This is a genomic window from Flavobacterium araucananum, assembly GCF_002222055.1.
Lineage (GTDB): Bacteria > Bacteroidota > Bacteroidia > Flavobacteriales > Flavobacteriaceae > Flavobacterium > Flavobacterium araucananum.
On the sequence record NZ_MUGS01000032.1, the window covers coordinates 24,579 to 38,821 of the forward strand.

General features: G+C 34.8%; 16 protein-coding genes, 1 tRNA gene and 1 pseudogene. 6 read left to right on the forward strand and 12 right to left on the reverse strand.

Annotated elements, in window-relative coordinates:
• Positions 1 to 189: 189 nt before the first annotated feature.
• The 6 genes from B0A64_RS15535 to B0A64_RS15560 all read right to left on the reverse strand — a co-directional run bounded on the left by B0A64_RS15535 (position 190) and on the right by B0A64_RS15560 (position 4,578).
• The gene (locus tag B0A64_RS15535; protein ID WP_089480426.1) at positions 190 to 1,653 is read right to left on the reverse strand and encodes an AAA family ATPase; all 1,464 of its coding nucleotides are present in this window, start codon (positions 1,651 to 1,653) and stop codon (positions 190 to 192) included.
• Between the two features lie 246 nt (positions 1,654 to 1,899).
• Entirely contained in the window at positions 1,900 to 3,018 is a 1,119-nt protein-coding gene (locus B0A64_RS15540) for a vWA domain-containing protein (RefSeq protein WP_089480427.1), read from the reverse strand.
• Between the two features lie 106 nt (positions 3,019 to 3,124).
• On the reverse strand, positions 3,125 to 3,523 hold the full coding sequence (locus tag B0A64_RS15545) for a YchJ family protein (protein WP_244285421.1): 399 nt from the start codon (positions 3,521 to 3,523) through the stop codon (positions 3,125 to 3,127).
• On the reverse strand, positions 3,495 to 3,725 hold the full coding sequence (locus B0A64_RS15550) for a hypothetical protein (protein WP_089480429.1): 231 nt from the start codon (positions 3,723 to 3,725) through the stop codon (positions 3,495 to 3,497). The genes B0A64_RS15545 and B0A64_RS15550 overlap by 29 nt, the downstream gene beginning before the upstream one ends.
• A gap of 164 nt (positions 3,726 to 3,889) precedes the next feature.
• Positions 3,890 to 4,036: a hypothetical protein gene (locus B0A64_RS25210; protein WP_089480430.1), complete on the reverse strand. Its 147-nt coding sequence runs from the start codon at positions 4,034 to 4,036 to the stop codon at positions 3,890 to 3,892.
• Entirely contained in the window at positions 4,036 to 4,578 is a 543-nt protein-coding gene (locus B0A64_RS15560; RefSeq protein ID WP_089480431.1) for a hypothetical protein, read from the reverse strand. Before B0A64_RS15560 ends, B0A64_RS25210 begins: the two co-directional genes overlap by 1 nt.
• Positions 4,579 to 4,665: 87 nt before the next feature.
• Here B0A64_RS15560 and B0A64_RS15565 point away from each other — a divergent pair, with 87 nt between their 5' ends.
• The 6 genes and pseudogenes from B0A64_RS15565 to B0A64_RS15590 all read left to right on the forward strand — a co-directional run bounded on the left by B0A64_RS15565 (position 4,666) and on the right by B0A64_RS15590 (position 9,056).
• The gene (locus B0A64_RS15565) at positions 4,666 to 4,917 is read left to right on the forward strand and encodes a hypothetical protein (protein WP_089480432.1); all 252 of its coding nucleotides are present in this window, start codon (positions 4,666 to 4,668) and stop codon (positions 4,915 to 4,917) included.
• Positions 4,918 to 5,086: 169 nt separating this feature from the next.
• Positions 5,087 to 5,527 carry a KTSC domain-containing protein gene (locus B0A64_RS15570; RefSeq protein ID WP_089480433.1) on the forward strand — a complete coding sequence of 147 codons (441 nt, stop codon included), beginning with the start codon at positions 5,087 to 5,089 and terminating at the stop codon, positions 5,525 to 5,527.
• Between the two features lie 259 nt (positions 5,528 to 5,786).
• Positions 5,787 to 6,548, forward strand: coding sequence for a DUF4369 domain-containing protein (locus B0A64_RS15575; protein ID WP_089480434.1), 762 nt, complete (start codon positions 5,787 to 5,789; stop codon positions 6,546 to 6,548).
• 18 nt (positions 6,549 to 6,566) lie between these two features.
• Positions 6,567 to 6,953: pseudogene (locus B0A64_RS25765) on the forward strand (TlpA family protein disulfide reductase); the annotation flags it as partial.
• Positions 6,954 to 7,376: 423 nt separating this feature from the next.
• Positions 7,377 to 7,457, forward strand: a tRNA-Tyr gene (locus B0A64_RS15585).
• A gap of 291 nt (positions 7,458 to 7,748) precedes the next feature.
• The gene (locus B0A64_RS15590; protein ID WP_089480435.1) at positions 7,749 to 9,056 is read left to right on the forward strand and encodes a site-specific integrase; all 1,308 of its coding nucleotides are present in this window, start codon (positions 7,749 to 7,751) and stop codon (positions 9,054 to 9,056) included.
• A gap of 348 nt (positions 9,057 to 9,404) precedes the next feature.
• Here the strand turns inward: B0A64_RS15590 and B0A64_RS15600 are convergent, their stop codons facing one another.
• From B0A64_RS15600 to traK, 6 genes are all read right to left on the reverse strand, one after another.
• Positions 9,405 to 9,680, reverse strand: a complete 276-nt coding sequence (locus tag B0A64_RS15600; protein WP_089480437.1) for a MerR family transcriptional regulator — start codon at positions 9,678 to 9,680, stop codon at positions 9,405 to 9,407.
• 35 nt (positions 9,681 to 9,715) lie between these two features.
• Complete coding sequence (locus B0A64_RS15605) at positions 9,716 to 10,018, reverse strand: hypothetical protein (protein ID WP_026983253.1); 303 nt, start codon at positions 10,016 to 10,018, stop codon at positions 9,716 to 9,718.
• Positions 10,019 to 10,023: 5 nt separating this feature from the next.
• Entirely contained in the window at positions 10,024 to 11,178 is a 1,155-nt protein-coding gene (locus tag B0A64_RS15610) for a hypothetical protein (protein ID WP_089480438.1), read from the reverse strand.
• 15 nt (positions 11,179 to 11,193) lie between these two features.
• Entirely contained in the window at positions 11,194 to 12,057 is an 864-nt protein-coding gene (gene traN / locus B0A64_RS15615; protein ID WP_089480439.1) for a conjugative transposon protein TraN, read from the reverse strand.
• 12 nt (positions 12,058 to 12,069) lie between these two features.
• Positions 12,070 to 13,359, reverse strand: a complete 1,290-nt coding sequence (gene traM / locus B0A64_RS15620; RefSeq protein WP_089480440.1) for a conjugative transposon protein TraM — start codon at positions 13,357 to 13,359, stop codon at positions 12,070 to 12,072.
• Between the two features lie 262 nt (positions 13,360 to 13,621).
• Entirely contained in the window at positions 13,622 to 14,230 is a 609-nt protein-coding gene (gene traK / locus B0A64_RS15625) for a conjugative transposon protein TraK (protein WP_244285422.1), read from the reverse strand.
• Positions 14,231 to 14,243 lie beyond the last annotated feature (13 nt).

Genomic DNA, 14,243 nt, shown 5'->3' on the forward strand with positions numbered 1-14,243 from the left:
ATAAAACTGGTAATGCGTTTATTTTTAATAAATAAAAAATGAAGATGCCAAATCTTTGTAAAAGTTCAAAACTTTGACAAAGACAATCGCGCATAAAAAAATAAACCCGACAGGTTTTAAAACCTGTCGGGTTGAATGCCTAATACGCAAGACAAAATTAATAATTAGTAATTCACAATTTATAATTGCTTACAACTTACTAATATAACTTCCGTACATATCCTTGAACTGATGTCCTTGTGCAAAGCGATCTTTGCTTAGTTTTTTATATTCTACCAATCCCCATAAAATAAATTCTTTCATGAAATATTGATCTTTTTTATCCAATTGCGGCTGATATTTTTTCAGTAATACGTCTAATGGCGTTACTTCGTCCAGGATAGCCTGATAATCCTTATCTGAAGCATCGTCTAATAATTCGAAACCACTTTCGGCAAAAAACCATTCGATCAAATCAGAATAAGCTGTTTTTTCTCCTTGCTTTTCAAGCTTTTCTATTTTAGGCAAAAGCGTTGGAAACAAAGTTCTAATCGCAGATCCAATTAAATTTTGTGCAACTGCGGCCGCTCCCTCCTGCTCTCCTTCATAAACTAATTCTACTTTTCCGGTAATAGAAGGAATAATTCCGATAAAATCAGACAAACGCAACGTCGTTTTATCAACTCCGGATTTTAAAGCTCTGCGTTCTGCCGTACTCATTAAATTCTCGAAAGCTGTGATACTCATTCGCGCACTTACGCCACTTTTATTGTCAATGTATTCGCTGTCACGAGCTTCGAAACTTATTTGTTCTAATATATCCTTAGCTAAACCTGGCACATAAACCAATCTGTGTTGTGTTTCGTCTAACTTGGCTTCTTGTTCTGTAATGGTTCTGGCAATTGCTACACTTTCCGGATAATGCGTCAGGATTTGAGAACCAATTCTATCTTTTAATGGTGTTACAATACTACCGCGATTGGTATAATCTTCCGGATTTGCTGTAAAGATAAATTGCATATCCAGCGGCATACGCAACTTAAATCCTCTTATCTGAATATCACCTTCCTGCAAAATATTAAATAATGCCACCTGAATTCTGGCTTGTAAATCGGGTAATTCGTTGATTACAAAAATGCAACGATTCGCTCTGGGAATCATTCCAAAATGAATGACACGATCATCAGCATACGATAATTTTAAGTTTGCTGCTTTTATAGGATCAATGTCTCCAATTAAATCGGCAACAGTAACATCCGGTGTTGCTAATTTCTCGAAAAAACGCTCGTTTCTGTGCAACCACGAAATTGGGGTTTCATCTCCTTTTTCTGCAATAAGATCTTTTGCAAAACGCGAAATGGGGTTCAAAGGATCGTCATTGATTTCTGATCCCGCAACAAACGGAATATATTCGTCTAATAATTCGACCATTTTACGAGCCAATCTTGTTTTTGCCTGACCTCGAAGTCCTAATAAATTGATATTGTGACGTGACAAAATAGCGCGCTCCAACTCTGGAATTACCGTGTTCTCGAAACCATGAACACCCTCAAAGACAGGTTTTCCAGATTTGATTTTATCACGAAGATTATTTCGCAATTCGTCTTTAATACTTATACTTTTATATCCTGAGGCTTTTAATTGACCTAATGTGTTTATGTTTTCTATTTTCATCTTATTTATTTAAAAATTGAATAATTGAAAGATTCAAAATTCAATTTATTATTCTGGTTTAATCGAACTGCTTTCTATCTTTACTGTAAGGAGACGCACTGCTATACGCCTCTACGATATACTTTATCTATAAAATTTTATCTCCTTCTTTTCAACGTTATGCCAGAAGCACTGCTGTACGCCTCTACAATAGGCGACACCAAAAAAACCTTTGTCCCTTTGCAACTATGAACCTTTGCACCTAATTCAACGAACTCTTTTCTTTCTATTGGTCTCATAATCTTCAAAAATCATTTCGCCCAAACCTTTTAAGCCGGTATAAAATGCTTTTCCCTGATTGGCTTCGGTAAAATGATTGACAAAACGCTGCAAATACGGATCGTTTGCAATCATGAATGTGGTAATTGGGATATGTAATTTTCTGGCTTGTTGCGCCTGAGTGTAACATTTGTCTACAATATAGTCGTCGAGTCCGTTGCTATTCATATAATAAGAACCGTCGCGCTCTCGAACGCAACTTGGTTTCCCATCGGTAATCATGAATATTTGCTTGTTTGTATTTCGTTTTCTGCGCAAAATATCCATTGCCAATTGCAACCCTGCAACGGTATTGGTATGATATGGACCTACTTGCAGGTATGGTAAATCCTTGATTGGAATTGTCCAGGCATCGTTTCCAAAAACCAGGATATCCAGTGTATCTTTTGGGTAACGTGTTGTGATTAACTCAGCTAAAGCCATTGCTACTTTCTTTGCCGGAGTAATTCGATCTTCGCCATACAAAATCATACTGTGGCTAATGTCGATCATCAAAACGGTGCTCATCTGAGCTTTGTATTGTGTTTCTTCTACGACCAAATCATTTTCGGTGAGCATAAAACTTTCAACTCCATTATTGATTTGGGCATTTCGCAAACTCTCTGTCAATGAAATACGTTCTAAACCGTCGCCAAAATTAAATTCACGAAACTCTCCGGTATGTTCATCCCCGTTTCCGGCATGTTTTGTTTTGTGATTTCCTGTTCCGGAACGTTTCAAATTTCCAAAAATCTGATCTAAGGCTTGCTGCCTGATCGCGCGTTCTGTTTTAGCAGTGATTCCAAAACCGCCTGTTCCATCTTCTTTGACCTCGTCTTTTATGTAACCTTTCTTTTTTAAATCTTCGATAAAATCATCGATTGTGTAGTTTTCGTCGGTAAGTTTATATTCTTTATCCAACTCCCGAAGCCAGTCTATAGCTTCATCAAAATCGCCCGAAGTATGGGTGATTAACTCTTTGAAAATGCCAAAAAGTTTTTCAAACGGAGACTGAAATGGGGCTTCGTACGTCTTAAAATAAAAACCTTTTTTAAATTCGTTTTTCATAATTCTAAAATTACACTATTTTAGAATTACGAAAAAAGAAACGTTTATTAATTTTTAGTTAAAGTATTCGAATAAAATCAACCCAAATTGACAAGAAGTATATTAATTATTCAAACTTTCCGTCAACATAAAACCAAGCATTATTTTCGAATTTAAAAGTCGAAAATTCATAATGTGCTTGCGGTTGATTCTTCGAATCTAAAAAATAGGCTTTAAATTCGACTGTATTTTCAGTAAAACTTAAAATTTCCAACTTTTGCCATTTATTACTTGTTGCCCAATTCAAAATTTCGGCTTTCGAGTAATATTTTCTTTCAGAAACAGAGGTCGTTTCCAAAAGATAATTGGCATTATGAATTGCATAAGCTGAATAGCGAGAACGCATTAAAGTCAATGCCGTTGCTGCTTTATTATTATTTTCAAGGTACAATCCGCAGCAATCACTGAACAATAAACCGGTATCGCAAAAGCATTTTTTATTCTCCATCAACTTGCTCTTCGCCATTAATTTTAACGTGAAGCTGATTTAATAAAACCTGATATCTGCTTATCTCTCTTAAATCTTCATCCTCCTCTGCATGATCAAGCATTTCGTCTAAAGCTTCATTTACTTCAAGTAATTTATTATTAGCTTCTCTATCCTTTTTTGCAGCGATTAAATCAATAATTTCCTGTACACTTACTTTTAAATCTTCGAATTTACTCATAATATATTGTTGTTATTTTTCGCCACGAATTTCACGAATTATCACTAATTTTTAATCTGTATTGGACACAAATTTTAAAATTTAATTCGCATTAATTCGTGAAATTCGTGGCAACTTTAATTTTTAATCTATGTTAATCTTTTTAATCTGTGGCAAAAAAACTTTTATTGCTCTTTTTTATCTTCGTTGAACTTTTTTATAATTTCTTTCAATTTTTCTTTACGTGCAATTTCAGCCTGTTTTACTTTGTTTTGGGCTTTGTGCAATTTGTCATTGTGCTTTTTGATATTTCTTTCGTTGTTGCGTCCCATTATATTTCTCTTTTAATTTCGTCTAAAGTTTTCTCGGTAAAAATCAATTCGTTGATCATTTGCTGTCGCAAATCAGCTATATCTTCATAATCAAAATGTTTTGCCCATGAAGTTAATTGTTGCAGATTCCTGATTTGTTTAATCTTTTTTGTGGTTTCAAAACTAGTTCTTAAAATAGCTTTGTTATCATATTTCGGATTCTTTTTGTGCTGATAGGTTACTGTATTATTTTCAAAATCTGCTTCAATATAATATAGTTTTTCTTCGGCATTATCGGGATAGAATTCACTCCAGGCAGCAAAACCAATTTTGGTTTTCGATTCGGTTTCCGGTTCACGCGCTATTAAACGCCATTTACTGTTTGCTAATCTTCCCCAGTGATTCGAAACTCTGTACATTCCTGCTTCTGTATAATAATAGGTACTTCCGGCTTTACTTTCAAACTGTTTCTTTAAACCTTCGATTTCATCTGAAAGTACTTCATGAAAAACACAAAACGTATTTTTGAACGAATTAGGATGTGGCTTGAAGTTTTTTTGCATGTGCAAATATACTGAGATTGTAAAGAACTCCCTAAAACAAACATAAATTGATTAACTTTGTACCTTCAATTTTAAAATAAAAAAGTTATGTCTAAAGATTCACAAGAAAAAATGTTGCAAAAAGGAGTTTATACAGGCATCATGGAGAAAGATGAAAACAACAATTATTTTTGTGGTGAATATCTTTTAGATTATAAAATAGCACATGCTAATCATACTTTAGGCGAATTGATTACTATAAAATCTGTAATCGAAAATCCTAGTGATATTAGCTATGATAAGTATCCAAAAAAATCTAAAAACTTTCATAAAGCGAATCAAAAACCTGAGGATAAATAACAAATTTGTTTCAGGTTTCAGGTTTAAAGTTTGAATGAGCTCTTAATTTTTTCGAATATTTTTTGCTTCAAAACTAAAAAGTTAAAAAAAAGTGTACCTTTGCAAAAAATTTGTCTTTTTGAACAATTAATTTCAATTTCAAACTAATAGACAAGTAGTTACCTTATTTATGAAAAAAATAGTTGAATACCGCAAGTTACTAAACGTAGACAAAACTGCAGAGTTAAAAGATTTAAAGACAATCTATCGTAATGCGATGAAAGAATCTCATCCTGATAAATTTCAAGGTGACGATGCTGGTTTAAAAGAAGCTGAAGAAAAAAGTAAGTCTATTATTGAGGCTTATCACTTTTTGGTAAGTATTAATCCTGAGACGATTAAAGCAAATTTACCTGAATATACGGAGACTATCGCAACTTCATCAATTACTGATTATAAATTTGTTGAAGGTCGTTTGATCATCGATTTTTCTAACGGAAGTGTTTACGAATACATTAGTGTTCCTAAAGCGACTTACGTAAAAATGGTAAATGCTGATTCTCCTGGAAGATTTGCAAAAAGACACATTCTTAACTCTTTTACCTGGAGAAAGAAAACAAATCAAGAATAGATTTATACCTAAATATTTACAAAAGCACTCCCTTAAAAGAGTGCTTTTTTTATGCATAAAAATTAAAATTTTATATATTTATATTCATATTAATAATATAATTAAGAGTTTTAAATCAAATCAAGCCAATAAACACGCTGATTACATGCGAATTACACGAAAAAAAACTATAACAAAATTTTAGGTTACAAAATTCTTTATGTTTTATAATTTTAGATACTTTTGTTGCACAAATCAATTAACTAATTAATTTTTTATAATGAAAAAAATACTTTTTTTACTAACTGCTTCTGTAGCGATTATTTCATGCAGCAAAGTTAAAGACGGAGAATACCTAATCACTGGAACTGCAACAGGTATTGAAAACGGAAAAACAATCATTCTTCAAGGTCAGGATCCTACTACAAAGATGGCAGTATCCCTGGACACCGTAAAAGTTGAAAACGGAAAATTCGAAATAAAAGGAAAAGTAACGGAGCCAGCTTTTCATACTTTAATCCTTCAAGGTGCAAACGGACCAATTCCTTTTATCTTAGAAACAGGAGAAATTACTATCGCTATTGATAAAGATAGTATCCATAAATCTAAAGTTTCAGGAACTTACAACAATGACGAGTATGTAAAATTTAATGAGGACTTAACTAAAACTCAAAAAAGCTTAGTTGATTTTCAGAAAAAAAATACTCAAAAAATGCAACAAGCTCAACAAGCTCAAGATACAGCAACTATCAATGGGTTGATGAAACAATACATGACACTTCAGACTGAAGTTCAGGCAAATTCTAAAAAGAAATATTTAACGTATGCTGAAAGTCATCCAAAAGCTTACATTTCTGCTTTGATTATTCAAAGTATGATTGCTGATCCAAGTGCTGATATTAAAAAGACAGAAAGCCTATACAACGGTTTAGATGAGTCTTTGAAGAATACTGCTCCGGGAAAAGAAATTAAAGCAAAATTAGGTCAAGCAAAAATGCCTGCAGTTGGTGCGTCAGCAGCTCCTGTTGGTAGCCCTAACTGAAGAGCAGATTTTTCAGCTCCTAATCCGGAAGGAAAAGTAGTTTCACTTAAAGAAAGCTTAGGAAAAGTTACTATTGTAGATTTTTGGGCTTCATGGTGTGGACCATGCAGAAAAGAGAATCCTAATGTTGTAGCAATCTATAAGGAGCTACATGCAAAAGGATTAAATATTGTTGGTGTATCTTTAGACAAAGAAGCAGCAGCATGGAAACAAGCCATTGCAAAAGATGGTTTAGTTTGGACTCAGGTTTCTAACCTAAAATTTTGGGAAGAGCCTATTGCAAAACAATACGGAGTAGAATCTATTCCGGCAACTTTTATTCTTGATGCATCAGGAAAAGTAGTTGCTCAAGACTTAAGAGGTCCTGAATTAAAAGCAAAAATATTGGAGCTTTTAGCTAAATAATACCAATATTCAGAATAAAAAAAAAATCTCCCCAGGGAGATTTTTTTTGTTTTATGCAATACCATACATTTTAAATACAAAGTTTTTAAATTATTATTTTTACAGAAGCCTACACATTTAAAACAATATTAAAGTAACCCAAGCAAAATTTAAAGGAAATACATCCTGAAAATGGTTGTTCAAGACTTAAAAGGCCCTGAATTAAAAGTAAAAAACCGAATACTAAACACAAGAATAATCTTATATTTTAAAATAAATCAAAAAAAAATACTAATTAGCGGTTTTTTATTTTATTCAATTCCAACGAATTAAAAAATAACTTTAAAATAACTTAAAATTAAGTGCAATTTTAGTTTGTAAACATCAAAAACGTTTATATATTTGCAACCGCTTAGCACAACAAAGCGCATCAATACAAGCTTCGGGGAGATACTCAAGCGGCCAACGAGGGCAGACTGTAAATCTGCTGTGTGAACTTCGCAGGTTCGAATCCTGCTCTCCCCACGGAAAGGCCAAAAAGGCGGAAAACTTAAAGTTTTCAATCTTTTCAAAAAGCCTTAAAAAATGTCTTAAAGCCAGTAAATCCGATGATTTACTGGCTTTTTTGCTTTATGGGCTGTTTTCAATATTTATAAATGCTCACAAAATTAAAGGTGCAGAATCGGTGCACTTTCCAGTGCGCAGAAAAGTGCACCAGAAACTGCAAAAATCCCTTATATCATAGGGGTTAACGAGATTAACGACTTGATTTGACAGTAATATTATTCTACATTTATTAATTTAAAAAGTAGGATTATGTTGGAAAGCAGTTTTGGTTTGGGATTCTTTTTAAAAAGACCCAAAATAGAAAGTAAAGAATGGATTGTGTATTTCAGAATAACTGTTGACGGTATCCGTAAGGAAAGCTCAACTAAGAGAAAATGGGATAATACACGATGGGATCAAAGGTTCGAAAGAGCGGTCGGCTCAAAGGAAGATGCAAAGTCGCTGAACTTCTTTTTGGATTCGCTGACTTTAAAAATCAATGAAATCAAAACCGAAATGATGTACAGCGGCAAAACCATAACCGCTGAAAAAATTATGGACGAGGTTCTGGGAAGGACAGCGCCAAAGATTAAGGTGCTCGAAGAATTTCAAAAGCATAATGATGAAATGGAGGCGCTTCTTGGAAAAGGCTATGCAAAAGGCACCCTTGACCGGTTTACCATTACTAAAAACCATTTGACTGCGTTTATAAAATTCAAGCTTAAAAAGCACGATCTTGAATTTGCGGATTTGAATCTTGAGTTTGTAAAGGATTTCGAGTTTTACCTTAGAACTGTACGCGACTGCAGCAACAACACAACCCTAAAGTATATTGCAAATTTCAAAAAGATTGTAATCCGCGCCATCGATAAGGAAATAATCACAAAGGATCCATTTAAGAACTTTAAGGGACGTAAAACAAAACTGGTGAAAAAACCGCTCACCGCGCAGGAATTGTACGAACTGGAAAGTCATTATTTCACAACTGACAGGCTCAATGTCGTAAGGGATGTATTTGTCTTCCAATGCTACACTGGCCTGGCTTACATAGACGCTTATCAATTAAAGAAAACTGATATCAAAGAAGGCATTGATGGAAATCTGTGGATTATGTCCGAAAGGCAGAAAACAAACTCATCATTTAATGTCCCTCTTCTTCCCCAAGCACTGAAAATAGTTGAAAAATATAAAGAGCACCCGCTGTGTATCCAGCGTGGAACCGTGCTTCCTGTTTCATCCAACCAGAAAATGAATGAGTATCTAAAAGAGGTGGCAGTCTTGTGCGGCTTTCCTTTTACATTAAACACGCATATGGCACGCCGTACTTTTGGAAGCACTGTGACATTAAATAACAACGTCCCTATTAATGTAGTTAAAGAACTGCTCGGTCATGCATCGGTAAAACAGACTGAGGCATATGCTATAACTGAGCAGGCCACAATCGGACGTGAAATGTCTATTCTCAATAAAAAACTCAATAAAACTGGATCCAAAATATCTAAACCTGATTTGGCGGTTCTCAGCAGGCTCGAAAAGGAAATTCAGGCAATCAAAAAGAAATACAACATTTCTTTGTGATAAATAATTTCAAAATATGTTTAAAATTAAAAGAGGCTATCTCAAATATTTTGAGATAGCCTCTTTTTACACAACTTAACTTCGCTTTTATATCCTGGATGATAAGATGGGGTGTACTTAATGTATCCTAAATCCTGAAGCTGTTTAAAATACTTATGATAAGTCGGCAGCGTATTCACATGTGACAGCTCCATAATTTTACTGCGGCTGACTTTAATCCTTCTTCGTTGGCCCTGCCTATAACCTAATCCCAGTATTGCTGTCAAAATTGATAGATGCCAGACATTTAGTTTAGGATCGTTACTATACATTGACAGATAACTCATTATATAGTTTTCTTTTAATCTTTTAGTGTTTATCATCATCAAATAGTTTTTGAAGATCTTCTTTATTGTAGTAGTACGAGCCAAGCACTTTTTTGAAGCGGACTTTTTGGCTTGTTCTAAGATTCTGAACTGAACCTGCTGAAATATCAAGCAGTTTTCTCACTGCCTTGCTTTTAAGCCATTCAGGTTCCAAAGGTTCTTTTTGTCTGTAATTCATTTCATAAAATACAGCTTGTATTTTATCTATTAGAAGAAGACCAAACTGTCTCAAATCTTCCTTGGTTACAATTTCATTCATAGTACAATTTCATAAAATTATTAATTGCAGAGTCTTTAGATGTCCGCATCAGCTGAAAACAAAAAATATACTTCACTGCCACGATTTTTTTTAAAAGATGGTCTATACTTTATGTATCCATACTGATGAAGCTCTTGGACACATTTATGATACGTATTCGCTGAAGAAACTTTTGCAATAACAATAATCTCCGAGCTAAAGACAAAAATTGGATTAATAAAACCCTTAACGGATCTAAATTGTAATAGAGCTGCATAAATGGCAATATGCATCGGACTAATCCGGTAATCATTCTCTATTGCAGTGAAAAAATCCGATAAAGGCTTTAATTTTTCCATAACTTTTAAAGTGAAGGAGTTTTTCTTTTCTTTACTTTATTATCTTTCCTCCCTGAATCACCTTCATCAGAATCTAGATTTTTTTTTTGATCTTTAGATAATGATTCTTTTTGAGATTCAGCCTTTTTTTCTTCCTTGCTCTCTCGATGGTTAATTCTTTGTAAATTTTCATCATAAACATTAACAGTCTTAAACTGGGGATTTGCCTCCACATACATTTTACTTTCAGTACCGCCGACAACAAAAGTCGCCGACTGAAGGTTTCCTTTCTTTAGTGAATTCAAAAGGTCTTCTTTATACTTCGGAGTATTCAGTTCCTTGATTGAATGTTTTGCCAGACTTGCTTCCAGATCATACCCGTAGTTCTGATGGTATTGATTGAGTTTAAAATTTCCCTGAGAGTCTGATTCTTTGAAGTTCATTTTTAACCAGCAATTGTAGATCTCCCCTTCTTTATTTTTAAGATCTTTATTGACAGATCTGCCTTCCATCAAATTATAAGCCTCTTTCATTGTAATACTGGCGCTGTCTTTGTTGATGTAAAAGGTGTGTTCCAGACCAGGTTTGTTCTCTTCTTTCTGCAGATTGACGTGATAGGAATTAAAAAAGTACATATCTGTCTGCTCAGACTTTTTGAAATTTAAATCTACAGTTAGGGTATCTTTATTTGGAACACCATTGTTCATAATACCAGTGTGCATGATTTTAAAATCCTGATCACCTTTCATCATTTTCTCTCTCAGTTCAGCATCAAACGTCTCTCCAAAGCCAGTGTATTTCAGCTGGTCTTTCAGGAATTCAAAATTTTTCTGATTCATAATATTTGTATTTAAATTGTTATCTAATATTTCTTTGCTCTCCCTAAATAGCTTAGCAAATCCAGTAAGTTCAAAAGCTTCATTATCGGACGTATTAATTCCGCTCTCTAAAACTGCTCGTAAGTCATCAATGACTGATTCAACCGGCAGGCTCCGAAAAGAATTCGCATCATTGGTCATAACCAGACAGTACTCCTTCGCATCCAATGGGTTTCTAAAAAACTCAATTGTGTCGGTATCAGTCACCTCATCGGTATTAAAGGCAGCAAATCGATGGCCATTATAAGCCATTTCCTCAGCAAACGACAGCATCATTTCAGTGTCAGCTAAATTGATTATCATAATTTATTTTAAAGCTTAAAAAGTGTCACTGTTTAATTCGGAAATCGGAAAAACCAGATCAGTCAGATTATTATTTATATCTACTTCCAAATGTCTTCCGCCGTTTTTTTCAATCATCTGAATCGTTAGATACTTATTCTCAGGTATAGTAAATTTCTCCAGCGCATAGACTTTTATTATTTCAGATTTATAAGGAATTACAGAAGATGATGAAGTTGCATACAAAGGCTCCAATTCAATTTCCTGTGAGGCAGTTCGTTTTGATTTTCTCTTATCCCTGATAAAAAAACGAAACTGATCAATATCGTAGTTAATCTTTGATTTGTTTTCAAAAACAACACGCAGATACAAAACATCCTGCTGGATAAAGATGCCGTTCACCTCCAGTCTGATCTGATACTTTGATTTTTTTAGACCACTGATTTTTTTCTTTTTGGAATACGCAGCCGAAGCACACTGTTCAATTCTTTTCTGATTTTCGTTTTCTAAAGAAAACAGCACATCCCTGCTTGCAGCCACTGCATTTTCAGCCTTAAAATTTAAGTCAGGGCAGGAATCATCATAATTCAGTACAAAAACGTACAACTTCCCGTCAGAAGTTATAACTGTCAGATTGGTCTGGAAAAAATGCTGTTTAGCAGCTTTTACAAGTAGTATATTCTCCAATCCTTTTGCTTTCTGTACAAGCACTTCTGCGCTTCCTTTATCTATGCTCTTGATTGTATATGGAAAAACAATACTTGTGGTTTTAGAAAAACCTACTTGTAGATTTTTATACTGGTCTTCGTAAAAGACAGTTTCCCTTGCTTTTGACTGTGGATTAACTGACACACAAACCAGCAGCAAGCTGATTAAAAACAAATAATTCGCTCTTTTCATATTTTCTCTCTTTTAAGGTTTTAAATTCTTTTGTTTTTCATCATACAGAAGCACCTGATAACCTGCCTTTACAACCACTTTTATGAGTTTTACCTTTTTACTCATAAGACTTTTGGCTGCCTCGATGCCCATACCTGCGGCCTGTGCTCCCCATGAATCCGAAATCCCGGTAAGACCGAGAGTTTGAATGGATCTGTCAGCTGATGCTTTAGCTACATCCCTGTTAATCGCTCCGGGAATGTAGATGCCGTCAATCCCGTCCATATCATAGACTGCCAGCTCGACGGGAAATATCGAATTATTGTACTGGATGTTTGTGATTTTTACCTCCAGCCTCTCTCCTTTTAAAGCCGCCATACCATACAGAAAAGTATTTCTGGGTATCATTGTTCCTTGAAGAAAAATATCATTCGTAAGTCTTAATTTAACCACCGAGCCATTGACAATAGTCTGCGTCTGATGCACAACTGCTTCAATAGAATTTTGTATTTCTTCAGCAGGCTGTGCTTCGTCCAGAGAATAAAATTCATTTGTTTTCAAAGAGGTCTGCAAATCGGCATTCCGCTGAAGTGAGCTTACGTTATTCTCTGCTTCTTTTTTCTGCACTGAATATATTTTGCCTTTTTTACTCTCAGATGTTTGTTTAAGCCTTTCCTGCACGCGCTGCGGATGCTGTATATCCAAAATATTTTCCAGCATACCTCCTAACTGCTGAAGTTCCGGATCAGATTCCTGCGGTGCGCTCATGGCTGACATAAGTCCTTCGAGCTTTCTAATTTCTTCTGATTCACCTCCGGAAGTGCCGTAATTCTCAAATTCCCTCATGTCCTGACCGTAAGTCGGGACAGCTGGCTGGCTGATAACTTTTTCAAGAGCCCTGAGCTTCTCATAAACTTTTTGTTCATTGCGGTCCTGAAAAGACTGAGAATTAAAAGCTGATCTGTTTTTTGGAAGCATGCGGGATTCAAAATCACTTGTAGAAAAAGAATCTCCTTTATCTTCCGAGACTTTATTATCAATATAGTTAGGATCTTTTTTTATCTGCTCTCGCAGTTTTATCGAATCAACTGCCGCCTGATCGTAATAGCTCATCTTATCCAGTGCTGAATCTTCTTTAAATTTAGGCAGTGGCAGATTAAAATTGAATCCTTTCTTTTCATCGTTCCCTGCCATCTTGGATTCCATTCTTCCGCCGCCTAATGAATAAAATAAGAATGTGAGAAATGGAAATGTTATAAGAGGCAGCATTAAAAGCATCTTTCTCTTTTTAGATTCCTTTGGAGATAATGTTTTCTCTTGCATAATTTTAGTTTTTTAAATTGATCGTCTTAATTTTTGAAGCTGTTGAAACCTCAGCTTGTTTATAAAATGTCCTATACAGGTTATAAATTAAATAACCCGATGTCAAAACCGTAAAGAACAGAAGTCCCCAGATCAGTTTTGTTTTAGAGAGCCCATGTGTGACGCTCTTCATTTTTTCTGCCCATCTTTTCTGTAATAGCAGATAATACTTGTGATACACAAAAGGCTCAGTCTGTCTTGTAAAAAAGGATTTCATAAATCTCTATTTTCTGGTTTCTGCGGAAAGATCTTTGTTTTCAATCGTATTAAACCGCTCGATAAGAAAACCATGCGGATTATTATCGCTTCTTGATACATTGCGAAGCGCACCTTCTGTAAGCAGGCTTCTTTTCAAAATACTGGTAGTACGGATAATGTTCTGTCTGGCATAACATCTAAAACGGTAGGGATATTCACGGATATCAATACTCACACTGTCAATCTGGATGGTCTGGCTGATATTTCCTGATATAATACCCGAATAAAAATTGTTTTCCTTCAGGTCATCATAAATCCGTTTTGCACTGTCGTCTGCCAGATATAGCGCTTTTGTGATATTGGTTTTAATAACCTTATCGTCAGGATCAAGGGTAAAGAAAAACTTGTGAAAGGTTGTCACGTGGTCCCTTGCTTCAACAGCAATATTATCTTTTCTTTCCGAAGCGTAAGCTTCCAACGCTTTACCGTTTGCCAGAATATATACTTTATCCTGCATAAGGCTCACTGTCTGGAAACTTTTATAGACAGCATAGCAGCTTATTATGATGCAGCCTGCAATTACAAGCATCGTGAAACCTCTCACATATCTAAATGCCGTATCAATGTTTTTCATTTTGGTAAACATA

Bases quoted from the DNA above. Each gene is read 5' to 3' on its own strand.
- B0A64_RS15535 (WP_089480426.1), bottom strand. From the start codon at position 1,653: ATGAAAATAGAAAACATAAACACATTAGGTCAATTAAAAGCCTCAGGA.
- B0A64_RS15540 (WP_089480427.1), bottom strand. From the start codon at position 3,018: ATGAAAAACGAATTTAAAAAAGGTTTTTATTTTAAGACGTACGAAGCC.
- B0A64_RS15545 (WP_244285421.1), bottom strand. From the start codon at position 3,523: ATGGCGAAGAGCAAGTTGATGGAGAATAAAAAATGCTTTTGCGATACC.
- B0A64_RS15550 (WP_089480429.1), bottom strand. From the start codon at position 3,725: ATGAGTAAATTCGAAGATTTAAAAGTAAGTGTACAGGAAATTATTGAT.
- B0A64_RS25210 (WP_089480430.1), bottom strand. From the start codon at position 4,036: ATGGGACGCAACAACGAAAGAAATATCAAAAAGCACAATGACAAATTG.
- B0A64_RS15560 (WP_089480431.1), bottom strand. From the start codon at position 4,578: ATGCAAAAAAACTTCAAGCCACATCCTAATTCGTTCAAAAATACGTTT.
- B0A64_RS15565 (WP_089480432.1), top strand. From the start codon at position 4,666: ATGTCTAAAGATTCACAAGAAAAAATGTTGCAAAAAGGAGTTTATACA.
- B0A64_RS15570 (WP_089480433.1), top strand. From the start codon at position 5,087: ATGAAAAAAATAGTTGAATACCGCAAGTTACTAAACGTAGACAAAACT.
- B0A64_RS15575 (WP_089480434.1), top strand. From the start codon at position 5,787: ATGAAAAAAATACTTTTTTTACTAACTGCTTCTGTAGCGATTATTTCA.
- B0A64_RS15590 (WP_089480435.1), top strand. From the start codon at position 7,749: ATGTTGGAAAGCAGTTTTGGTTTGGGATTCTTTTTAAAAAGACCCAAA.
- B0A64_RS15600 (WP_089480437.1), bottom strand. From the start codon at position 9,680: ATGAATGAAATTGTAACCAAGGAAGATTTGAGACAGTTTGGTCTTCTT.
- B0A64_RS15605 (WP_026983253.1), bottom strand. From the start codon at position 10,018: ATGGAAAAATTAAAGCCTTTATCGGATTTTTTCACTGCAATAGAGAAT.
- B0A64_RS15610 (WP_089480438.1), bottom strand. From the start codon at position 11,178: ATGATAATCAATTTAGCTGACACTGAAATGATGCTGTCGTTTGCTGAG.
- traN (WP_089480439.1), bottom strand. From the start codon at position 12,057: ATGAAAAGAGCGAATTATTTGTTTTTAATCAGCTTGCTGCTGGTTTGT.
- traM (WP_089480440.1), bottom strand. From the start codon at position 13,359: ATGCAAGAGAAAACATTATCTCCAAAGGAATCTAAAAAGAGAAAGATG.
- traK (WP_244285422.1), bottom strand. From the start codon at position 14,230: ATGAAAAACATTGATACGGCATTTAGATATGTGAGAGGTTTCACGATG.